Annotated in this window: 25 protein-coding genes; 6 read left to right on the top strand and 19 right to left on the bottom strand. The window is 54.3% G+C overall.

From position 1 onward, the window contains the following. The first annotated feature begins 91 nt into the window (after positions 1-91). Positions 92-967 carry a 3-hydroxybutyryl-CoA dehydrogenase gene (locus AB8B75_RS06235; RefSeq protein ID WP_405360708.1) on the top strand — a complete coding sequence of 292 codons (876 nt, stop codon included), beginning with the start codon at positions 92-94 and terminating at the stop codon, positions 965-967. Positions 968-976: 9 nt separating this feature from the next. Here AB8B75_RS06235 and AB8B75_RS06230 read toward each other — a convergent pair whose 3' ends face one another. The 7 genes from AB8B75_RS06230 to AB8B75_RS06200 all read right to left on the bottom strand — a co-directional run bounded on the left by AB8B75_RS06230 (position 977) and on the right by AB8B75_RS06200 (position 6,359). Beyond that, positions 977-1,858, bottom strand: a complete 882-nt coding sequence (locus AB8B75_RS06230; protein ID WP_405360706.1) for a lysophospholipid acyltransferase family protein — start codon at positions 1,856-1,858, stop codon at positions 977-979. Positions 1,859-1,900: 42 nt separating this feature from the next. Then, positions 1,901-2,170: an HPr family phosphocarrier protein gene (locus AB8B75_RS06225; protein ID WP_405360705.1), complete on the bottom strand. Its 270-nt coding sequence runs from the start codon at positions 2,168-2,170 to the stop codon at positions 1,901-1,903. Next, positions 2,167-2,580, bottom strand: a complete 414-nt coding sequence (locus tag AB8B75_RS06220) for a PTS sugar transporter subunit IIA (protein ID WP_405360703.1) — start codon at positions 2,578-2,580, stop codon at positions 2,167-2,169. Before AB8B75_RS06220 ends, AB8B75_RS06225 begins: the two co-directional genes overlap by 4 nt. 3 nt (positions 2,581-2,583) lie before the next feature. Then, positions 2,584-3,471, bottom strand: coding sequence for an RNase adapter RapZ (rapZ, locus tag AB8B75_RS06215; protein WP_405360726.1), 888 nt, complete (start codon positions 3,469-3,471; stop codon positions 2,584-2,586). After that, a complete protein-coding gene (locus AB8B75_RS06210; protein ID WP_405360702.1) occupies positions 3,471-3,842 on the bottom strand; it encodes an HPr kinase/phosphorylase in 372 nt (123 codons plus the stop codon). The genes rapZ and AB8B75_RS06210 overlap by 1 nt, the downstream gene beginning before the upstream one ends. An 85-nt stretch (positions 3,843-3,927) precedes the next feature. Further along, positions 3,928-5,649: a sensor histidine kinase gene (locus tag AB8B75_RS06205; RefSeq protein WP_405360700.1), complete on the bottom strand. Its 1,722-nt coding sequence runs from the start codon at positions 5,647-5,649 to the stop codon at positions 3,928-3,930. Between the two features lie 8 nt (positions 5,650-5,657). Next, the gene (locus AB8B75_RS06200) at positions 5,658-6,359 is read right to left on the bottom strand and encodes a response regulator transcription factor (RefSeq protein ID WP_405360698.1); all 702 of its coding nucleotides are present in this window, start codon (positions 6,357-6,359) and stop codon (positions 5,658-5,660) included. 321 nt (positions 6,360-6,680) lie between these two features. On the opposite strand from AB8B75_RS06200, the gene AB8B75_RS06195 reads away from it, so the two are divergent. Further along, positions 6,681-8,279 carry a phosphoenolpyruvate carboxykinase gene (locus tag AB8B75_RS06195; RefSeq protein WP_405360697.1) on the top strand — a complete coding sequence of 533 codons (1,599 nt, stop codon included), beginning with the start codon at positions 6,681-6,683 and terminating at the stop codon, positions 8,277-8,279. A 36-nt stretch (positions 8,280-8,315) separates the two neighbouring features. Here the strand turns inward: AB8B75_RS06195 and AB8B75_RS06190 are convergent, their stop codons facing one another. Then, complete coding sequence (locus AB8B75_RS06190) at positions 8,316-9,032, bottom strand: hypothetical protein (protein WP_405360695.1); 717 nt, start codon at positions 9,030-9,032, stop codon at positions 8,316-8,318. 68 nt (positions 9,033-9,100) lie between these two features. Next, entirely contained in the window at positions 9,101-10,057 is a 957-nt protein-coding gene (locus AB8B75_RS06185; RefSeq protein WP_405360693.1) for a LysR family transcriptional regulator, read from the bottom strand. Between the two features lie 130 nt (positions 10,058-10,187). Between AB8B75_RS06185 and AB8B75_RS06180 the strand changes: the two genes are divergently transcribed. From AB8B75_RS06180 to AB8B75_RS06165, 4 genes are all read left to right on the top strand, one after another. Next, the gene (locus tag AB8B75_RS06180) at positions 10,188-10,547 is read left to right on the top strand and encodes a helix-turn-helix domain-containing protein (RefSeq protein ID WP_405360691.1); all 360 of its coding nucleotides are present in this window, start codon (positions 10,188-10,190) and stop codon (positions 10,545-10,547) included. Between the two features lie 297 nt (positions 10,548-10,844). Continuing rightward, positions 10,845-12,530: an acyl-CoA dehydrogenase family protein gene (locus tag AB8B75_RS06175; RefSeq protein ID WP_405360689.1), complete on the top strand. Its 1,686-nt coding sequence runs from the start codon at positions 10,845-10,847 to the stop codon at positions 12,528-12,530. Between the two features lie 143 nt (positions 12,531-12,673). After that, a complete protein-coding gene (locus AB8B75_RS06170; protein WP_405360687.1) occupies positions 12,674-13,195 on the top strand; it encodes a TetR/AcrR family transcriptional regulator in 522 nt (173 codons plus the stop codon). Positions 13,196-13,200: 5 nt separating this feature from the next. Then, positions 13,201-13,599: an META domain-containing protein gene (locus tag AB8B75_RS06165; RefSeq protein WP_405360685.1), complete on the top strand. Its 399-nt coding sequence runs from the start codon at positions 13,201-13,203 to the stop codon at positions 13,597-13,599. Here AB8B75_RS06165 and recO read toward each other — a convergent pair. The 10 genes from recO to AB8B75_RS06115 form a co-directional block, all read right to left on the bottom strand. Further along, complete coding sequence (gene recO / locus AB8B75_RS06160) at positions 13,583-14,308, bottom strand: DNA repair protein RecO (protein WP_405360683.1); 726 nt, start codon at positions 14,306-14,308, stop codon at positions 13,583-13,585. The genes AB8B75_RS06165 and recO overlap by 17 nt on opposite strands. Then, positions 14,308-14,637 carry a DUF1491 family protein gene (locus AB8B75_RS06155; protein ID WP_405360681.1) on the bottom strand — a complete coding sequence of 110 codons (330 nt, stop codon included), beginning with the start codon at positions 14,635-14,637 and terminating at the stop codon, positions 14,308-14,310. The genes recO and AB8B75_RS06155 overlap by 1 nt, the downstream gene beginning before the upstream one ends. A 10-nt stretch (positions 14,638-14,647) precedes the next feature. Continuing rightward, positions 14,648-15,556: a GTPase Era gene (era, locus tag AB8B75_RS06150; RefSeq protein ID WP_405360679.1), complete on the bottom strand. Its 909-nt coding sequence runs from the start codon at positions 15,554-15,556 to the stop codon at positions 14,648-14,650. Beyond that, a complete protein-coding gene (rnc, locus tag AB8B75_RS06145; RefSeq protein ID WP_405360677.1) occupies positions 15,553-16,239 on the bottom strand; it encodes a ribonuclease III in 687 nt (228 codons plus the stop codon). Before rnc ends, era begins: the two co-directional genes overlap by 4 nt. After that, positions 16,236-17,075, bottom strand: coding sequence for a signal peptidase I (gene lepB, locus AB8B75_RS06140; protein WP_405360675.1), 840 nt, complete (start codon positions 17,073-17,075; stop codon positions 16,236-16,238). Before lepB ends, rnc begins: the two co-directional genes overlap by 4 nt. Before the next feature lie 238 nt (positions 17,076-17,313). After that, on the bottom strand, positions 17,314-17,718 hold the full coding sequence (gene acpS / locus AB8B75_RS06135) for a holo-ACP synthase (RefSeq protein ID WP_405360673.1): 405 nt from the start codon (positions 17,716-17,718) through the stop codon (positions 17,314-17,316). Then, positions 17,715-18,350 (bottom strand): LysE family transporter, encoded by a 636-nt coding sequence (locus tag AB8B75_RS06130; protein WP_405360671.1) that lies wholly within the window; start codon positions 18,348-18,350, stop codon positions 17,715-17,717. Before AB8B75_RS06130 ends, acpS begins: the two co-directional genes overlap by 4 nt. After that, on the bottom strand, positions 18,328-19,083 hold the full coding sequence (locus AB8B75_RS06125) for a pyridoxine 5'-phosphate synthase (RefSeq protein WP_405360669.1): 756 nt from the start codon (positions 19,081-19,083) through the stop codon (positions 18,328-18,330). The genes AB8B75_RS06130 and AB8B75_RS06125 overlap by 23 nt, the downstream gene beginning before the upstream one ends. 114 nt (positions 19,084-19,197) lie before the next feature. Continuing rightward, entirely contained in the window at positions 19,198-19,869 is a 672-nt protein-coding gene (locus AB8B75_RS06120; RefSeq protein ID WP_405360667.1) for a DUF2062 domain-containing protein, read from the bottom strand. Positions 19,870-19,956: 87 nt separating this feature from the next. Then, the gene (locus AB8B75_RS06115; protein WP_405360665.1) at positions 19,957-22,113 is read right to left on the bottom strand and encodes a RelA/SpoT family protein; all 2,157 of its coding nucleotides are present in this window, start codon (positions 22,111-22,113) and stop codon (positions 19,957-19,959) included. Positions 22,114-22,115 lie beyond the last annotated feature (2 nt).

Here is a 22,115-nt window from a genome sequence, read left to right as displayed (position 1 = left end):
ACTTCTAATTTGGCCCATATTTTAATAGGAATATGACCTTGAAGGCGACCCGGCAGGCACCGTAGGGTGTGCCAAACAAAAGGGGCGCGCCGTGGACATCAAAAAAATTGGAATTGTCGGCGCGGGCCAAATGGGTAACGGCATTGCGCATGTAATGTCGCTCGCTGGATATGACGTCATGCTCAACGACGTGAGTCAGGATGCACTGGATGCCGCACTTGAACTGATGGCAAAAAACATGGAGCGTCAGGTTTCTCGCGGAAAGATCACCGCAGAAGAGCAGGATGGCGCGCTAAAGCGGATTAAGACAACGCCGCACCTCACCGAGTTAGGTCAAACCGACCTCATTATCGAAGCAGCTACAGAACGGGAATCTGTCAAACAGGCGATATTCGAGGATCTTTTGCCTCATCTGCTACCGCACACCATTCTGACATCAAATACGTCTTCCATTTCCATTACAAGGCTGGCGAGCCGGACAGATCGGCCCGAGAAATTCATGGGATTTCACTTCATGAATCCTGTTCCGGTTATGCAGCTCGTCGAACTCATTCGCGGAATCGCAACCGACGAAGAGACGTTTTCCACATGCAAAACCGTTGTGGATCGATTGGGCAAGACAGCCGCTTCTGCTGAAGACTTTCCAGCTTTCATCGTCAATCGGATTCTAATGCCAATGATCAACGAGGCAGTATATACGCTTTATGAAGGGGTTGGCAGTGTTCAATCCATCGATAGTTCCATGAAACTTGGCGCAAATCACCCAATGGGTCCATTGGAACTGGCCGATTTTATTGGGTTGGATACTTGCTTGGCAATCATGAACGTGCTGCACGATGGGTTGGCGGACACCAAGTATCGCCCCTGTCCCTTGCTGACAAAATACGTTGAAGCGGGCTGGCTAGGGCGAAAGACAGATCGCGGGTTCTATGACTATCGAGGGGATATCCCTATCCCCACAAGGTGAAACCAGTGACTAGTCCGACAAAGACAATGTGTGTTCACGCAGCCATGCCATGAAACCGCGCGGATCATCATCCCATTTTTTGATCTCTTCCTGCGTCAAAGGATGTCCGACAATCGGGGCCTGAGGTTTGTTGAGCGAATGCACGATTTCATGCAGTAACAACCCCTGACGCAGCATTGGAGACAGCTTATTTGCAATTTGATAGGCACGCGAATTTTGTCCCAAAAACTTGATTGGAACAACCGTCGCACCAGATCGCCGGATCAGCTTGGCCGTGAAAACATTCCATTCTGCCTCGACAGCGGGCCCAAAAAAAGTTTCAGAAACCGCAACACCACCCGACGGGAAAAGCGCGACGACGCCACCCTCTTGCAAGTGTTTCATCGCATCAGCGCGCATCGCCACGCCCTTGCGCTGCGCATTCGGATCGTGAGGAAATGGCACAGGTATCATATAAGAACCGGCAACCTCATCAATTACAGTCAAGAGGGAACGGGTCAGGATGCGATAGTCAGGACGGACGCGTCCGATCAAATCCGCAAAAATCATGCCATCCACCATGCCATGAGGGTGGTTCGACACAACAATGACCGGTCCCGTTTTCGGAATTCGGTCCAATTGCTCCTGAGGCGTCAGAAGGTCAATGCCCATAACATCCAGAGCGGCACGCCAAAATGCCTGTCCCTTCGGTGCTCCACGGCGTTCGAATTTTTTGACGAGCCTGAGTATGGTTAACTTACCTGTGAACGCCTCAATCACCCGTATGACTGTCGACTTCCATGGATCTTCAAACGTCGAGGCATAAGACAGGCTTCTGCGATCATATTGCGCAAAATCAACCGGCTCACTTTCTCCCGGCGCGACGTTTATGTCTTGTGTGCTCTCTACCAAGACCTGTTATCCTGTTGCACACCGTAAATGGTGCATATTACTTCACTGACTTTCGCCGAACATATCCGCCACCAAAGCTGTCAAAGCTTTTGCGAGAGCGTCCGCGTCCGGCCCTGAGGTTTTTACGTCAATAAAGCTTCCCTTAGAAGCTGCCAACATCAAAAGCCCCATAATGCTGTCAGCTGATGCAGTCATGCCATCTTTCGATACTTCCGCGCGGGCGTCAAATCCTTCCACAACTTCCACCAACCGTGCGGAAGCGCGAGCGTGCAACCCTTTTTCGTTTATTATCTTCAACGTGCAGTCGGTCATTTTTTCGATCGGCTTTCGTGGTCTGAACTGACATTCTGGCTGTCGATGTACTTTTTTCCCGCCTCAAGAGCCAGTCGTACCGCATCCGACACCGTTTTTTGCCGACTCTTCGCTAGTTTGATCAGCATTGGCAAATTTGCACCATAGAGTATCTGACGGTTGCCGGATTGACAGGCAAGGAGGCTTAGATTTGAAGGCGAGCCGCCATAGAGGTCGGTGACAACGATAACACCATCGCCCTGATCAACCGAATTGGCTGCCGCACATATTTCACGTTCTTTGGCGTCGCGATCATGGTCTATTTCGATGGAAATAGCCTCAATACCGGCTTGCTGGCCAACAACATGTTCCACGGCAGCAAGATATTCCCTTGCGAGTCCCCCATGTGCGACAATCACGACACCGATCACGGTTCAAGCCTCTTCTTTCTTTCGTAGGTCCAACTCGCGGTGTCTTATAGATACCTGCCAGCCAGCCTCCGCAAGCTGCAATGCATGCTTTTGCGCCATCACGACGGACCGGTGTTGGCCCCCAGTACACCCAAAGGCGATAGACAGATATGACTTTCCCTCCTCGCGGTAAGCTGGCAGAAGTAAGAGGTTAATATCCAGAACTTTTTCCGCAAAAGCCGCGAACCGCTGATCGCTCATCACATGCGCTACCACCTCAGCGTCCATACCGTTCAGTGCGCGCAATTCGGGAACCCAGTAAGGATTCGTCAAAAACCGACAGTCAAAGATCATATCAACGCTCCGCGGAAGACCGCGTTTATAGGAAAAGGACTGTACGGAAACTGTAAGGTTTCTCTGCCCCTCCGGTGCGAACCATGTTTCAACTTCCACGCGTAGCTGATGTACGTTCAATTCACTCGTGTCGATCAAAACATCGGCTCTGGCACGCAGCGGCCTAAGCATCTCTATCTCGCGTGTGACACCATCCAAAGGCTGGTCATTTGTCGCCAAAGGATGCCGCCGTCGGGTTTCCGAAAATCGACGCAACAAAATATTCGTTGCACAGTCGAGAAAGAGAAGTTCAGGTGCGAGCCCGGGACTTCCTGCAAGGTCACCCAAAAGATCAACAATTCTAGTTGTAGAAAACTCCCGGTTGCGCGGGTCAATACCAAGAGCCAAAGGACGGTCTTGGCCTCCCCCTTCCAGCAGATGCGGCAAAAGCCGTAAGGGTAGATTGTCTACCGCCTCAAACCCCGCATCCTCCAGAACGTTCAGAGCACTGGATCGACCGGCGCCCGATGGACCGGTTACAAAAACAATTCTGCGCGCTGTGGTTTCGCTTCTTTTAATCAAGGCTGACGTCTCCCACCCTTTAGATATTGCAATATAGATGCAGGGAAATGAGAGCTATCCACTTTGTGAACACAGGGAATTGCAATTCCTGCCAGTTCTATCTCGTGTTTTTCAGGCAATCTCTTCTGTTCTAATTTGTCCAAATCGACTGCAAACAAAATGCGTGTGTTCTCAACATAAGATGCCTCGAGTAGACCGACATTACGGGCTTCGATTAAACCCACAATAGCTTCTGGCGCGGAAGCAAAAAGAACGTCATTCTTTGGCGTCAGGATCGTTTGATCATCTGCTACAAGGCCCGCACCCCAGGCCATTAACTTGAGAGCCAACGACGATTTGCCAGATGCTGTAGAACCCAAAATAACCACGCCGTTCCCGCTATAGGTAACACATGACGCATGAATTGTGATTGAAGTTCCGTTCGTTGTCGCAGGTGATCCAGACACGATTCCGCTAAACCGGCAGACCCACCACAAACCGGGCACCGAGCGGGTCCGATGTGATGTCTACCATGGTGGGTTGGATGTTTTCAGCCCAAATAACACCTCCGTGCGCCTCAACAACTTGTTTTGAGATCGCCAACCCGAGTCCTGAGTTGTTTCCAAAATGTTCTTGGGGTCGCTGCGAATAGAACCGCTTGAATATCTTGACCAAGGCTTGTTGCGGAATGCCTGGACCAGTATCTTCCACAACAATAAGCACTCGGTTTTCCTTTGTTCGCGCCCAAATCCGAATCGCATCGCCATCTTCGCAAAAAGAAATGGCATTGGTAATCAAGTTAACAAAAACCTGAGCCAAACGAGCCTCCAAGCCATGAACTGAAATTGGTGTATCTGGCAAGTCGGTTACAAAGTCTATGCCTTTGGAGCGCGCGTCTTCGCCGAGATGCAAGCTCAAACTTGCTACCGTTGCCAGCACGTCGAATGGTTCTTGTTTTTCTTTGACCAACTCGCTGTCCAAACGTGACGCATTGGAAATATCGCTTACCAATCTATCAAGTCTGCGCACGTCATGATCGATTACATCCAGCAACTTATTACGCTGATCGTCACGTTTGACCATTCTCAATGTGCCAACAGCTGACCTCAACGAGGCAAGAGGGTTCTTTATCTCATGTGCCACATCGGCGGCGAACTGTTCATTTCCATCGATACGATTGTAAAGCGCCGATATCATACCCCGTAACGCACCGCTAAGTCGGCCAATTTCATCTGGACGCGCGGTGAGATCGGGTATCCGTATGCGACCTGGATTCATGCGGCGAGCGTTCTTATCGTGCCCGAGTTCTGCTGCGGCGGCTAGTTCAGAAAGAGGGTTTGTTATGGTGGAAGCCAAAACCAGACTCAGGCAAACGGACACAAAAGTCGCAATCAGAAACATCTGAAGCACACTTTCAAGTTCGCCACGAACAAGACTGTCAATCTCTCCCGCAGCTATCGCCACAGCCACCACACCTATGGCTGTTTCATTTTGCAAAATCGGTGTGACAACAGTGAAAGGGCTACCAACTATTCCGTCATGCTCGTCGTGGACTTGCGTTCCAAACACAAATCCATCGCTAATCCACGGCTTCAACAAATCCTGAGTCGTTGTTTGCTTCACAGTATTGTGATGCTTGAAAGGGCTCGAAACCATCGACCATAGCCAGGCCAAACCATCAGTTAGAATCGTGTCAGCACTCGTACCGCCGGCGATCGCATCTGCGGCTAAACTGCCTTTTGCACTAGCAACTAAATTTTCGGATTTGTCGTAAACGAATACCTCAACTCCGGCCCGCAAGTCCAAGGATTGAAGTGTCGCGGCCACGTCAATGCCATCTTGGATGATAAGATTGGCAGGCGCATCCTTCTGCAACTTTGCTTCTATAACATCCGCGATCAACTCCGCTTCAGACACAAGCGACGCAGCTCTTTGTAGCTTGAGACTGTCTCGAGAAGAACTTGAATAGGCAAAACCGGCAAAGAGAAAAATTAGGGCAATTAGGTTGAGCGCGATGATTTTGCGCGTCAGCGGCGAAGAGCGCAAAGCCTGAATTCCCCAACGCTTGCCCCCCAAGGGCGCGTCCACCTCATCGTTTTTTTCCTCTGGCCCCCATTGTCCACCCGAAACAGCATCCCCATCCAAAGACGAAGGAGGCGCGATGTTGCGCACGAAATTACTCTCGGCCAAAGCCATGTCCTTGGCTACTCTTCGTTGTATCTGTAACCAATTCCATAGAGGGTTTCTATCGCCGAAAAATCGTCATCCGCCGTTCGCATTTTCTTGCGTAAGCGCTTGATGTGACTATCGATTGTACGATCATCAACGTAGACTTGATCATCATATGCGACGTCCATGAGCTGGTCGCGCGATTTCACAAACCCCGGCCGTTGCGCCAGTGCCTGAAGAAGCAGAAATTCCGTTACTGTCAAGGAGACGTCCGTACCCTTCCAGCTCACAGCATGACGCAAAGGGTCCATGCGCAACTCGCCACGCTCCATAACTTTTGTTTCTTCGCTGTCCGCGACAACATCCCCGGCCACAGCTTCCTGGCGCCGCAAAAGCGCACGGATGCGTTCAACCAACAAACGCTGTGAAAAGGGCTTTTTCACATAATCATCTGCGCCCATCCGCAGACCTAAAACCTCGTCAATTTCGTCATCTTTGGACGTCAGGAAGATCACCGGCATTGACGTTTTCTGCCGCAGGCGCTGCAACAAATCCATTCCGTCCATACGCGGCATCTTGATATCCAGAACCGCCATGTCAGGCAGCCTTTTATTAAACGCGTCAAGCGCCGCTTGCCCGTCGTTGTAGGTTTCAACTTCAAAGCCTTCTGCTTCGAGCGTCATAGATACGGACGTCAAGATGTTTCTGTCGTCGTCCACCAAAGCTATTTTAGACATTACCCGTTTCCTTGTACTACTCGAATTTTCGACTTTTCGGGAAGACAGTGGTTTGTCTTCTGTCGAAGCAACGATGAAGTGCGAATCAGCACGGCACTCGAGGCCATTTGGGTCATAATTTGATTACCAATGGTTAAATTGGCGCAATTCCCAGTATCTGAGTGCAGAAGCGCCCCGTTCAAAAAAGATCTGAAACTGCTTAGTGGGATAAAGTTCGCCATGGTGGCGCTAACTGCGTCAAACCATCCTGTTCAACCATAAAAACCTCATGTTAAGAGGCGCATGCGTTTACTGCTAAAGCGCTGCAATGGAGAATGCCGGATGACACATGGACGGGTAAATCCCGATTTCACTCTCGAAGATCAAGGGATCAAAGGGGCGGGAACCGTCTATTACAATCTCATCGAACCTGACCTGATCCAATATGCTTTGGAGCGCGGAGAAGGCGCTTTGGGCATAGGTGGCGCATTCCTGGTGACAACCGGAAAATTCACGGGACGTTCTCCGAAAGACAAGCACGTTGTAAAGACAAAAAGCGTCGAAGATACGATTTGGTGGGAAAACAATGCCGCGATGTCGCCGGATGGGTTTGATGCGCTTTACACTGACATGATCGAACACATGCAAGGCCGCGACTATTTTGTGCAGGACCTTACGGGCGGTTCGGATCCAAAACATGCAATCAACGTGCGCATGGTGACAGAATTGGCATGGCATGGGCTCTTCATCCGGCACATGCTGCGGCGTCCTGACCGCGAAGATCTTGAGCACTTCATCGCGGACTATACTGTCATCAACTGTCCCAGCTTCCAAGCCAACCCAAAACGGCACAATTGCCGCTCTGAAACCGTTATCGCGATGAATTTCGACAAGAAACTCATCTTGATCGGCGGCACCGAATATGCTGGCGAAAACAAGAAGTCCGTATTTACATTACTCAACTATCTATTGCCCGCAAAGGGCGTCATGCCGATGCACTGTTCAGCCAATCATGCAAACGGCAATCCTGTTGATACAGCTGTTTTCTTTGGTCTGTCTGGTACCGGAAAGACAACTCTTTCGGCAGACCCCGCACGGACTCTGATCGGCGATGATGAACATGGCTGGTCCGATACGGGTACATTTAACTTCGAGGGGGGGTGTTACGCCAAAACCATAAGCCTCAGCATCGATGCAGAACCGGAAATATATGCGACGACGGAGAAATTTGGCACCGTTATCGAGAACATGATCTACGACAATGAAACCAAAGACCTGGATTTCGAAGACGACAGCCTGACCGCAAATATGCGCTGCGCATACCCTCTGCACTATATCTCAAACGCTTCAAGTTCCGCACGGGGCGGTCACCCGAAAAACATTATAATGCTGACATGTGACGCATTTGGCGTGCTACCGCCAATTTCCCGACTGACCCCAGCACAAGCAATGTATCACTTCTTATCGGGGTTTACTTCTAAGGTTGCGGGCACGGAGCGCGGGGTCACAGAACCAGAGCCCACATTTTCAACCTGCTTTGGCGCACCCTTCATGCCACGACGCCCGGAAGTCTACGGCAACCTTTTGCGTGAAAAGATTGCCACTCATGGGGCAACATGCTGGTTGGTCAATACTGGATGGACTGGTGGCGCTTACGGCACCGGCAGCAGGATGCCGATTAAGGCGACACGTGGTTTGCTAACTGCAGCGTTGGATGGATCGCTCGCCGATGCAGCTTTCCGAAAGGATCCTAATTTCGGTTTCGATGTTCCGGTCGACGTCAAGGGGGTCCCGAACATTTTACTTGATCCCAGGCGCACATGGGACGATGCGGCACGTTATGATCAGCAAGCAGGAAAACTGGTAAGAATGTTTTCTGACAACTTTGAGCAGTATCTGCCATACATCGACGACGACGTGAAAGCAGCAGCAATTGGTTGATTGCTGCCGCTGATTGCCCATGGAGGAATGGGCGTGTCAGGCGGCCTTCGGCCGTTGTTCCGGCGTCTCGACCACATCGACCACCGGCATCTCAAGTAAGTACCGCGTGTCTTCATTGCTCAGATAGCTCACGAAGCCCTCCAAGGGCCTATCACTGCCTTTTCGGTACCAACGGACAGCACCGGGTTCGTTATGCATATAGCCCATGCGTTCTGCGAACCCTTTGAATGCAACCGTGCGCGCCATGAACCCGAATATGAAATCCGGATTCCATCGACACATTGCCTCGTGGATACCGTAGCGCGCCAGAACCGTCGAAAGCCCCGTGCCGCGATATGGACCGGTATCACCCATCCAAACTTCGCCGTGATAAACAACCCGACCGGTTATTCGATTAGCACCCGGGCTTGCGCGGTAACGGGAGCGCTTGAGATCAATATCGGGTATCGCCGGCGGGAAATCCCGGAATTTCTTTATCATATAACCACTGAGAGACTGCTGGTCGAGGTTGATAAGGCGCGAAGCTTGAGTGTGCATCAAAAGACCGGCTGCATCCCGAGCGATCAACCAAAAGGCATTTTTATCGTTTAGGCTGTGCATGTCGGGATCGAACGGAGCTCCTAAAACTTGCTGTGGACGCTCGTCACGCAGCAACTTGCGGTATTCCAAGAAATTTGTTCCAATTTTAACCGTAATTTGATTTTGCAGCAAAATATCACGACTGGTTGCAACGAATTGCGCCCCTTCGTTCATATTGTGAAAAGACATGCCAAAACTCCTTTGCCGAGCATCCTCAGGCAAAGGCTAACCTAATTACTTGGTTAACGCCCGTATTTTGCGTTAGCCGGATCGAAATTTACCATAATTTCAGCAGAAGGCTGCACGATTTTGCCTGGATCCAGACCAAAAATCTCAACATCTGCTGATGGTTCGACCAAAGCATAAAGCGCCAAACTACCGTCGGGGAACCTTCCTCCAAGCATCAAGCGTTTGTAGTTAACAGGTTGCAAAGATCCGTCAGATTCGCACGGAACCAGTGTAAAAACGTGATCCAGCCGCACACTTTGCGTAGTTTGAACTTCATGGAAGGGCTGGTCAAGCATGCGCGCGAAGTCATCACCGCCCGGCATCTTACCCAATGACCTGCCAACACTACTGCGGGCCTTCGCCCAACCAAACCATTTCACGAAAAAAGACTCTTCGCCGAACTCCACACATATCCAACCAGCAACCGTATGACGGTAAACGATAAGAAACGGACGGACATGTTCCATCAGAGGTGATTCGATATCACCACCTGACATAGACCAACTTCGAAGAGTTTCGCGCATGAGGCACGACCGCGAGTTCCAGATCCGGCTGAGAGAGTGTTGCTGCTGCCAAAAACACCAACCAGACGGCAAGGTTGTGCTGAAATGCTGCAACCCATCAATATGACTGATATTCCGGTTCAACCAAGCATTTCCCCGCGCCAGAATCTCCAGCGCTTCCGGCAATGCACGCTCCCCTTCTTCGGTCAGCCGATATTGACGGTCTTCTACTGAGAACAGAGAAACGCCCTTGGTTTCTTCGAGTTGGGTGATGTGCCGTCGCACCGTTTGACGGGTGCTTCCCAATTCTTTGACGGCATGACTAAGGTTTAAGGTCCTGGCGAGTGTCGTAAAAGACCGGATCATCTCATGCAAAAGGCCATGAGAATCTGCAGGTTTTTTTGTTGCCTGCGCCGTTTCTGAAGGGTCTAAAATGCGATTCATCAATCGCAATGGTAAATTAATCACCCACTAATGCAACATTTTTCATCCATCATCTGAACATTTTTAATCAAAAAAAATTAAAAGGTAGTCAGTTGAACGATTCGGCATTTCCCGCGAAGAGTGAACGTAGTCACAACCAGAGGTGTTAAATAGTATGTCCCATCCAGTAGATGTTCACGTTGGTCGCAAGTTAAAGCAGATTCGCACGATGCGGCGGTTGTCTCAGACAGACGTTGCTAGAGAGTTAAATCTCTCTTTTCAGCAGATCCAAAAATATGAAATCGGGTCGAATAGAATTGCTGCCAGCAGACTTTACGAGTTGTCGCGCATCCTTGATGTGCCGACGTCTTACTTCTTTGAAGGTCTTGATACGTCATCGGAAAATTCCGACCAACGTGATCCAGGCCTCGAAATCGTTACGGCACTTGCTGCCATTCGTGACGATACGATCAAGACACGCATCGTTACGTTTATTGAAGACGTATCGGGCGTAACAGTCGCGCGTCAGGGCTGAGTCCCTGGTTTTCGACGCATCGGAAGACAGCTCCACCTGCCTTCCGATGCGCCCATTTTTTGAACAGTAATCGTTAATCAGTATGTGACTGGACAGCGCCGCGATAGCGGCGTTTTTCCTTTTTGAGACCATTTTTTGTGCTGTTTCCGGATTGAAAACAGATCGTTTCGCGCGTCGCCACGGAGTGAATAGCATTACACGCGAAATTTTCGTCCAATTTGTCGCAATTATTAGTATTTTTGTTGCGCTGCAAGTGCGAAAGACCTAAATCACTTTCGATGGATAAAGGATGCTACGATGCCGCATGATGGACAAACACCTCCGATGAACTCAAATGTCGTTCTTGACGATTTGCTTGACCTCACATCATCAGCCTTGAGGCCCGTTGATACGATTTTGGATGCTGCCAAATCCCGCGTAAAGGACATGGTGTCAGAGAACGGCCGCGTTTCCGGTGACTTGATCGAGATGCATCAGACTGCCGCACATGGGCTGGCGTGGCTGGCGACATATACGCAAGCATTGCATCAAATGAAGCGATGGGCTGAAAACTTGCAGTCTAAAGGTACGTTTGGCGAAACTGAGCAACTTCTGCTGCAGATCGCGTTTGGTGAGTATCTCTGGCAGATTTACGGCGGCATTCAAATGAATCAGGGTGAAATTCTCCGATTGCAGGATTTGGGTTTGAGCCAATCCGACATGCGCGTCTTGATGGAACCCGCCGTCATGACGCTTACGCAGGGTGGCAACACACAAGCAGCACGCACACGCCTTGTAGCGCTCATGCAAGACCATTCGGCCAATATTACCGTAGGCGTGTCCGGGCTCGAAGATGAACTTGAGATGATCCGCGAACAATTTCGACGGTATGCCGTTGAAAAGGTGGAACCCTTTGCGCACGACTGGCACCTTAAAGATGAGTTGATTCCGATGGAGATCATCGAAGAATTGGCAGAAATGGGCGTTTTTGGCCTGACAATTCCTGAGGAATACGGCGGCTTCGGACTGTCCAAGGCTTCGATGTGCGTTGTCTCCGAAGAATTATCGCGCGGATACATAGGCGTCGGCAGTCTTGGTACGCGTTCAGAAATTGCAGCAGAACTGATCATCGCCGGCGGTACTGACGCACAAAAAGAACAGTGGTTGCCGCGCCTTGCATCGGCTGAAACGCTACCTACGGCAGTTTTTACCGAACCCAACACCGGCTCCGATCTTGGCAGTTTGCGCACCCGAGCAGTCAAGGATGGCGATGACTACAAAATCACCGGTAACAAGACCTGGATCACCCATGCAGCGCGCACACAGGTTATGACGGTTCTCGCAAGAACAGATCCCGAAACATCTGATTACAAAGGGCTTTCAATGTTCCTGGCGGAAAAAACGCCCGGCGATGACGCCAATCCCTTCCCGAGCGAAGGCATGACGGGGGGCGAGATCGAAGTTCTCGGCTACCGCGGTATGAAGGAGTACGAACTGGCTTTCGACGGTTTCCACGTCAAAGGCGAAAACCTGCTGGGAGGTGAAGAGGGTAAAGGTTTCAAGCAATTGATGGAGACCTTCGAATCCGCGCGCATTCAGACGGCTGCCCGCGCCATTGGTGTGGCGCAGTCCGCCTTGGATATTTCCATGCAATATGCCCAGGACCGGAAGCAATTTGGCAAGGCTTTGATCAATTTCCCCCGCGTCTCGAGTAAACTGGCAGTGATGGCAGTAGAGATCATGATCGCGCGACAGTTGACCTACTTTTCTGCCTTTCAAAAGGATCAGGGGCATCGCTGCGATGTTGAAGCCGGGATGGCCAAGCTGTTGGGAGCACGCGTCGCCTGGGCGGCGGCAGACAACGGGCTACAGATCCATGGCGGAAACGGTTTCGCATTAGAATACAAAATCAGCCGTGTTTTGTGTGACGCCCGGATCCTGAACATTTTCGAAGGCGCCGCAGAAATTCAGGCTCAGGTAATCGCGCGACGCCTGCTGGGCTGAAATCAGCCTATGGGCAGCGGTGCTTTGCTCGTTTTGCGGGCGAAAGGCTGCGATTTTCAGTTCCTAAGGTTGTGCCACTAAAAAACGGTGTTGGGGTCACCTTCGCACTTGCAGCATTGCGGGCGGCTCCATATGCCTAAGCCATGAAACACCAGCGACTCACCCGCCGATTGTGGATCGAGGCCGGCCTTCTTGAGCTGGTCGAAAACGGCGCCGCGGCGCTGGCAGCCGAACCTCTGGCGCGCAAACTGGGCACGACCAAGGGGTCTTTCTATTGGCATTTCAAAGACGTACCCGCCTTTCAGGAAGCGATCCTGACGGATTGGCAATCGCGCGCCTTTTCAGATGTGATGGCCGATCTGGTCAAGGAAGGTACCGTAGAGCAGCGCCTGCGTCGATTTGGCACTATGATTCTGTCTGACAAACACGACCCCGCTTTCAGGGCCTGGGCCAAAACATCGCCTTCTGTGGCTTTGGCCATTGCTCAGATTGACGCGGAACGGCTTACCTATTTTACCAACCTTTTAAGGCAGTTGGGCGTGACCAACCCCGGTTTTGCGCAAAGCTGTTTGGGTGCGCTTGTTGGATTGCCGCAATTGGGCGATCAGGCCGACCCTGCCTCGGCATTTGACACTATGATCGACCTTGTGTTGGCCTTAAAGTAATCCTTATGAAACACGCGATCTGTGTACTTTTGCTGGGCACTCTAGCTTTGTCCGCCTGCAACAAAGACGAGACTGTGGCGGGTTATGGTGCTGCGGACAAGGTCTGGCAGCTGGTAGAATTGGACGACGCCGAGGTGGCGTTCAACGCAACCCTGACTTTCCCGGAAACCGGACAGATTGCCGGAAAGGCGCCCTGCAATTCCTATTCCGGCAGCATGACGGTACCCTATCCATGGTTCGACGCGGGGCCGCTTGCAGCCACGCGCATGGCTTGTCCGGACCTTGACGCTGAGACGGCGTTTTTCACAGCACTCGACGAGATGAGCTTGTCAGAAGTGCTCGGCGACACGCTTTTGTTATCCAATGATGCCGGCAGAACCATGGTGTTCAAAGCGGACGGGTAAGGGTCGCGACAAAGCGCGCGCGGGCCTCAGGTAAAGGTTTGTTGCCTAAGTTTTGCGCCAAATGGGCTGATAGAAAATGGCCTGTGGTCTCAAGTGCCCTGGCGATTTCAGCGTTTTCCGCAGCCCCTTTCCCCCGCAAGACATCCGGCAGTGGCAACAAACGGTCCGCCCAGTCACCTGCCGCCTCTTGTGAGACCGCGCGGCCGGACTTGGGAGACACATAGACCAGATTTTCCTGCGACCCCGTCACGGCGCAGGCATCCAGCGCCAGAGCGTATCCCATCTCTTCCAGCAGGCGCAGTTCCCAACGCATATAAGCAAGCGGCCAGAGATCGCCCTGCCCGAGTAAATCCAACAGCTGTTCGGATGCTGCGTAGAGCCGCGGGTGTGGTTCGCGCTCCGGCAGGCAAAACCCCAACAATCCGGTGACCGCATTCAATCCGGCCAGCGCCAAGCGGTCCTCCATCGCCAGGGCGGCGCGACTGCGCACAGGTTCGACCTGAAAGCTGCCGATGTGGTCTTCAAGCCGCGCGCGCCAGGCAACGTCAAGCTGCGCGCCGGGTTGCAGAATGGGGGCCGTCTTGCGGCTTGCACCGCCGCGCACAACGCCCGCGTGGCGGCCATGATCAGGGGTGAAGACCTCGATTATGGCGGAACTTTCGCCGTGACGCCGGGTGTTGAGCAAAATCCCCTGATCGCGCCATTCCATCAGATGAACCCAGGCTGATCGAGCAAGTGCCGCCCCTCTTTGTCCTCAACCTCGACCACCCAGAGATCTGGATCAAACCCTTGTTGCCGCGTGATATTTCCATCGACATCCTGTTCGTCGCCTTCTGTGAGAACGCCCCAGGACTGGGTGTCTTCGAGCAAATCATAGTGGCGCTGATACAGCGTCGCCTGACCGTTCAGGCGATTCACTTTGACCAGCACGGTGCCTGCGGTGTCATCTCCATGCGCAACAATAAAGGCGGGGATGTTTTCGATCCGCAGTCGAGCCAGATAGGCATCAATCCAGAACCGTGCCGTCAAGCGCGCCATTCAGGTCACCTCACGTATTGCCGTCTTTGAAATCAAGACCCATTTCCGAGTAACGCTCCGCCTCATCAAGCCAGTTCGGGCGAACTTTAACCTGCAAAAACAAGTGTATCTTGCGCCCTAGAAATTCTTCGAGCTCTTCGCGCGCGGCCTTGGATACCGCTTTGATCGTCTCGCCCTTGTTGCCCAGAACGATGCCCTTATGCCCGTCGCGGACAACATAGATCAGTTGATCAATCTTGGCAGAGCCATCCTTGCGTTCTTCCCAGGCTTCGGTTTCCACGGTCAGTTGATAGGGCAATTCCTGATGTAGACGCAGGGTCAGCTTTTCGCGGGTCATTTCAGCCGCGATCATCCGCATCGGCAAGTCGGCGATCTGGTCTTCCGGATAGAGCCACGGCCCTTCCGGCACCTCCGAGGCCAGCCAGTGGCGCAGCGCTTCAACGCCATGGCCTTTTTCAGCGGAGATCATGAAGGTTTCCACAAAGGGGTAGAGGTCATTGAGCTTCTGGCTCAAACCCAGCAGAACCTCGGCCTGAACACGGTCTATCTTGTTGATTGCAAGCGCAACTTTGCGCCCCTGCCCGATGTCTTGCAAGCCTTCAAGGATGCGCTCCACCCCCTCGGTCAAACCGCGCTGCGCCTCGATCAGCAGCACAACGACATCTGCGTCGGCCGCTCCGCCCCAAGCAGCAGCAACCATGGCCCGGTCCAGGCGACGGCGCGGTTGAAAGAGCCCCGGCGTGTCGACAAACACGATCTGGCTGTCGCCTTCCATGGCCACGCCGCGAATGCGGGCGCGTGTGGTCTGAACCTTGTGGGTTACGATCGAAACCTTGGCCCCGACCATGCGGTTCAGAAGGGTGGATTTGCCCGCATTCGGCTCCCCGATCAAGGCCACAAAGCCTGCGCGCGTGCTCATGTTGATGTCTCCAGTTCGGCCAAGAGATTGCGGGCCGCCGCCTGTTCTGCCTGCCGTTTCGAGCCTGCTGTGGCTTGCTGGCTATGCCCGGTTTCAAGTTCTGCCGCTATGGTGAAAACTGGTGCGTGATCCGGCCCCTTGCGCGCGACCTCGACATAGGTCGGCGGCGGTAGTCCCCGCGCCTGCGCCCATTCCTGAAGGGCGGTTTTGGGATCGCGCGCATCGTCTTCGACGTTGTGGATGCGCTTGCCCCACAAACGCAGAATGAGGCTCTTGGCGACCTCGAAGCCCGCGTCCAGATAAACGGCCGCAATGACGGCTTCAATGCCATCTCCGAGCAGGGCTTGTTTGCGTCTCCCGCCCGACAACATCTCGGACCGACCCAAGCGCAACACCGCACCCAAGTCGATTTCACGGGCAACATCGGCGCAGGTCTCTTTGCGCACCAAGGCATTGAAACGCGGCGCTAATTGCCCTTCGGTGGCTTTCTTGTCCAAGGCCAGTAATGCCTCTGCCATGACCAGGCCCAACACCCGGTCGCCGAGAAATTCCAGACGTTGATTGTCGTCGCGATTGGCAGAGGACATCGAGGCATGAGTGATCGCCTGCGCCAATAATTCCGGGCGCACAAAACTATGCCCCAACCGGTCCTGAAAGGACTTGAGTTCGGCTGAAAGCTTCACTCGACCGCCTTGAAGAAACGATCACTGCGCCAGGTCCAGAAAAACAGCATGGAACGCCCGCCAGAGGAAAACACGATACGGTCGGCCCGGCCAATCAGGTTTTCAAAAGGCACGTAACCGACCCCCTGAACCTGCTGCGGCAAACGGCTGTCGGCGGAATTGTCGCGGTTGTCTCCCATGAAAAAGTAATGCCCTCCAGGCACTTGATAAACACCGGTGCGGTCAGATCCCTGCATCCCGATGTCCAACACCGGATGCTGGGTGCCACCGGGCAGCGTTTCGATCGCCCGGGTTTTCTGACAGGCACCGCCATCGCCAACGGGTCCATTGCCGCAGCGTGGCCGGCGTCCTTCGGGGCCTTGCGGTTCCATAACTTCTTCAAATATTCCAGCAGGTTCCTGTGGCGCTTCATCCCCGTTGATGTAGACAATGCCGTCGCGCATCTGGATGGTGTCACCGGGCATGCCGATCAGCCTTTTGATGTAATCGCGTCCCGAAACCGGATGACGAAAAACCACGACATCGCCGCGCTCGGGCTCGCCAGCCAGAAGGCGTGTGTTGTCCCCATCGAAGAAGCCGCAAATGTTTTTGGCGTCTACGTTGATACCAAAACGCGGCAGGATCACGCTGGGGCAAGAGGCATAGGAATAGCCGTAGGCCATCTTGTTCACAAAGAGGAAATCGCCCACCAGCAGGGTTTCTTTCATCGATCCGGACGGAATCCAGAACGGCTGGAAAAACAGGGTGCGGAAAACACCGGCAATGAGCAGCGCGTAGACGATGGTCTTGATCGTCTCGATAAAGGCGTTTTGCTGCTTTTCTTCTTTGGCGGCCATGGGGCGCTCCCGTGATTTGATCTGCGCCTAAATGCGGGGGCACGGGGGGCGAGTCAAGGCGGGCGCATGCAACGGTCTGTGAGCGATGCTGGAAGTTCGACGCGAATCAGTGTTAACGCCAATTTTTTAAGGGTTTTCGCAATGTGACTTCCGTGCACAACCTGTGCACGGTATGTGCACCAAGATTGCACAGCGGGCCCATTTGACAGGGCGCGCGGTCGGGTTTGTGAGCGAAAGGTTAACGGCTTAAAGCACGGGCCTCGATCACCACAAAGGCCTGTGCCCAGGGGTGATCATCCGTCAGCGTAACATGGATGACAGCTTCGTGGCCGGGTGGTGTCATTTCGGCCAGACGTTCGGCTGCCCAGCCGGTCACATGCATCACCGGCTGGCCGGTCTCGAGATTGGTCACGGACATGTCTTTCCAGGAAATCCCCATGGCAAGCCCGGTGCCCAGGGCCTTGGAGCAGGCCTCCTTGGCGGCCCAGCGTTTGGCATAGGTGCCCGCAACGTCCTTGCGCCGTTCCGCCTTGCGCTGTTCGATGTCTGTGAAAACCCGATTGCGAAACCGGTCGCCAAAGCGGTCCAGCGTGCCCTGAATCCGCTCGATGTTGGCAAGATCGGTCCCGATACCGAGAATCATGTCAGCCGCGCTGTCAATATCTGGAAACTTGCCGCGCCAAAGAGCAGACCAAAGACCAGCTCAAAACCCCGGCGCGCGCGGCTGTAGCCCCGCGCAATGGGTCCCCAGGAAAACAGCAGCGCATAACCAAAGAAAACGGTCATCGAGGCGCAGATCAATGTCGAAAAGAGCCCCCAAACCGCGAGCGGGCCGGACCCCGGCACCAGCGCCACTGAAAAGACAGCCCCCCAGCCCAGGATCGCCTTGGGGTTGGTCAGGTGCAGCAAGAGACCTTTGGCAAAGAGCCTGTTGTGCGGCACTTGCGGCGCCGCCCCAGCGCCCCCGCGCCAGGCCGCGCGTAGAGATTTGATCGCCAGATAAAACAGATATGCCGCGCCCAGATATCGCACCGTTTCAAAGAGCCATACATGGGCCATCATCACCGCCGAAAACCCCAGAGCGGCCATGATCCCCCAGCTGGCCGAGCCCACGACGATGCCTGCCGCCAATGTCAGCCCGGCAAGACGCCCTTGCCGCATGGAGGTGCCCGAGATCGCCAGCGTTGCCGGGCCGGGACTGCCGCCCATCACCATCCAGCCCAAGAGCACCGCCCACAGCGGGATCAGCATCTCAGCGCTCGCCACGGGCTTCATCCATCAGGCGGCGCATCTCAAAGATCGCCGGTTCCAGCCCGAGAAAGATGGCTTCACCGATCAGGAAGTGGCCGATGTTGAGCTCCATGACTTCCGGGAAAGCAGCCACAGGTTTCACAGTGTCATAGGTCAGACCATGGCCTGCGTGAACCTCAAGACCGAGGCCATGGGCAAAACTGGACATCTCGCGCAGAGCGTCGAGTTCGCGTTCCAGCGTTTCTGTATCCGCCTCCGAAAACGCATCACAATACGCGCCCGTATGTAGCTCGATGACTTGAGCGCCGATGCGGTGGGCCGCTTCGATCTGGCGTTTGTCTGCGGCGATGAAGATCGAAACCCGACAGCCTGCCTCGCGCAGCGGGGCGATGAAGTGGGCCAGCTTGTTTTCCTCGCGGGCCACTTCGAGACCGCCTTCGGTGGTGCGTTCTTCGCGCTTTTCCGGCACGATGCAGACCGCATGGGGTTTGTGCCGCAGGGCGATTTTCTGCATCTCGTCGGTCGCCGCCATCTCGAAGTTGAGCGGCACGCTCAGCACCTCCATCAACCCCTCGATGTCCGTGTCGGAAATGTGGCGGCGGTCTTCCCGCAAATGCGCGGTGATCCCGTCGGCACCGGCCTCCTGGGCTATTTGCGCGGCCCTGAGCGGGTCCGGGTAGGCGCCGCCGCGCGCGTTGCGCACCGTTGCCACGTGGTCGATGTTTACGCCGAGGCGCAGTTTTTCGGTATTGGCCATGTCTCAGCCCCCCATTGGGCATGATGTGTTCGAGAAGGTTCCAAAGTACCGTTCCGCGCCAGTGGCGGGGAGGTTGTTTCAGACCCGGTATTCACTCCTTCAACACACCACGCGTTAGTCCCCGGTTGAGTGTTCCGCTTTGCGCTTTGCATCTGCTTTTGCTGCAGCTTTTGCTTTGAGGGTGTCCAGTTTGGCCTTGATCATCCCTTTACGGCGTTTTTGATACACGCGGATGACAGGAACGGAAAGATAATAACACAGCGTCGCAAAGAAGATGCCAGGCAGGATCCCTCCGACCATATAGGGAAAGAAGATCTCGTCATAAAACACCGACAGGCGGGACCAGTCCGCCTTGTCATCCGTAAACATCGCGACGAAATTGTCTTTGAGGTCTGCGCCTGCATCGAGGAATTTGCCGCCAAAGGACCGCGGCAGGCGCGCGTCCATGTGATCGCCCAGGATCCAGTGCCCGGTTGATAGCGCTGAGACCCCGATGGGCACATAGGTCAACGGGTTGCCAAAGAAGGTCGCCATCAAAGAAGCGATCACGTTGCCACGCATCAGCGTCGCCAGACCCGCCGCAATAAAGAAGTGAAACCCGTAAAAAGGTGTGAAAGAGGCAAAAACACCGCCCCAGATGCCGCGCGCGATTCGCTCGGGGCTGTCGGGAAGGCGGCGCATCCGGTGTTTGACGTAATGAAACGCACGCGTCCAGCCCCCGCGCGGCCAAAGCAGCTCGACAAGGGCACGAGGCCAGCTTTTTGGATCGCGTCGTTTAAAAACCAAAGGGCGGGAACCTTTTCTTGTTTGTGATGCGCCTGCGTTCTAACAGACAGCTCTAAATATAGGCTTACACCGAGCTGGGTCGCTATGTCAGGCCGGTGTTTCTGCTGCCCCTTGCGACATATTGCGCAGGCGCGAAATCTCCGCGACATCGCTTTCTGCCTCAAGGGTCAGCATCAAGGAATGCAAGTGCACCACATCTCTGAGTTGCACGGAAATAAGAAGCCGGTAAAAGTCTGGTTTCCTGTCGATGAATTGTAAATCCGAAATATTCGCGCGCGTTTCTCCGATCAAGGTACAAATGCGCCCCAAAGTGCCCGCATCGTTGTTTAGTGTAACGTCCAGCGTCGCATCGTAAATGGCCGAATGAGGTCCCTCGTGCCAACGCAGGTCCAGCCAGCGGTCGAGTTGGTCTTCGTAAGCGCTGACCCGGTCGCAGTCGATCGTGTGCACAACCACGCCGCGCCCCTTGAACGTGATGCCGATGATGCGCTCGCCCGGCAGCGGCTGGCAGCAAAAGGCACGTTCAAACGATTGGCCCGGGGAAAGGCCAACCACGGCACGCTGCGCATCGATCTTTTCACCCGGTTTCGGCGTCAGATCGGGATAAACCGCCTGCACCACCTCGCGCCCACTGATCTCGGCACTGCCCAGACGGGCCAGCAAATCTTCGCGGTTCTCGAACCGCATGTGACGGGCGGCGGTGGCCAGCGCCTTGTCAGTGACTTTGCGGCCCACATGCTCAAAGGCGGAGCGCGCCAGTTCGCGGCCCAGTTTGACAAACCGCGCCCGGTCCTCATCGCGCAAGGCTCTCCGGATGGCAGAGCGCGCCTTGCCCGTCGTGGCAATGTCGAGCCAGGTGGCTTGCGGGCTTTGGCCTTCGGCCGTGATGATCTCGACCGATTGCCCGTTTTTCAGTCGGGTCCAGAGCGGTACGCGCATGTGGTCCACTTTGGCGCCGACGCAGGCCGAGCCGATGCGCGTGTGAATGGCAAAAGCGAAATCGATCGGCGTGGCGCCCCGTGGCAGTTTGACGACTTCACCCTTGGGCGTGAAGCAAAAGACCTGGTCGGAATACATTTCCAGTTTGACCGCTTCGAGAAAATCCTCGTGGTTTTCCTCGGCGTCAAACTGTTCGGATAGCTGGGTGATCCATTTTGCCGGGTCGACGGCAAAGGGGTTCTGGCTGCGCACACCGTCACGGTAGGACCAATGCGCGGCCACCCCGGTTTCGGCCACATCATGCATCTGGTTGGTTCTGATCTGCACTTCGACACGTTTGCCATCACGCCCCGAAACGGTGGTGTGGATCGAGCGGTAACCATTAGATTTCGGCTGGCTGATGTAATCCTTGAACCGGCCCGGCACCGCACGCCAGCGCTGGTGAATGGCGCCCAGCGCGCGATAGCAATCTTCTTCGGTTTCGGTCAGGATGCGAAAGCCATAAATGTCAGACAAGCGCGCAAAACTCTGATCTTTTTCCTGCATCTTTCGCCAGATCGAATAGGGTTTTTTCGCACGGCCAAAGACCTCGGCCTGAACGCCGGCCTTGTCGAATTCCAGCCGCATGTCACCGGTGATCCGATCGATCACATCGCCGGTTTCCTTTTGCAGGTTGATAAACCGCCGGATGATCGAGGCGCGCCCTTCCGGGTTCAGCACCCGGAAAGCCAGATCTTCGAGTTCTTCACGCATCCACTGCATCCCCATGCGACCGGCAAGGGGGGCAAAGATGTCCATGGTTTCGCGCGCTTTTTGCGCCTGTTTGTCCGGGCGCATCGCCTTGATCGTGCGCATGTTATGCAACCGGTCGCTGAGCTTGACCAGAATGACCCGCAGATCCTTGGACATGGCCATGAAAAGCTTGCGGAAATTCTCCGCCTGCTTGGTCTCAGTGGAATTCAGTTGCAGGTTGGTGAGCTTGGTTACGCCATCGACCAGCACCGCCACTTCTTCGCCGAAACGCTCCGACACTTCGGTGTAGGAGGCCTTGGTGTCCTCAATCGTGTCATGCAAAAGAGCCGTGATGATCGTGGCATCATCCAACTGCTGCTCGGTCAGGATCGCGGCCACGGCCACGGGGTGGTTGAAATAGGGCTCGCCCGAATGGCGCGCCTGACCCTCATGCATCTTTCGGCCGTAATCATAGGCCGCGCGCAGGAGCGTTTCGTTGGTTTTTGGATTGTATTTGGTGACCAGACCGACCAGATCATCTGCGGAAATGTCGAACTGGTCAGGCGGTGTCATTC

Origin of the sequence: Roseobacter sp., assembly GCF_045106495.1 — a bacterium.
Taxonomy (GTDB): Bacteria; Pseudomonadota; Alphaproteobacteria; order Rhodobacterales; family Rhodobacteraceae; genus Roseobacter.
The sequence above is the reverse complement of the archived record's forward strand: the minus strand, read 5'-3'. Positions and strand labels throughout refer to the sequence as shown.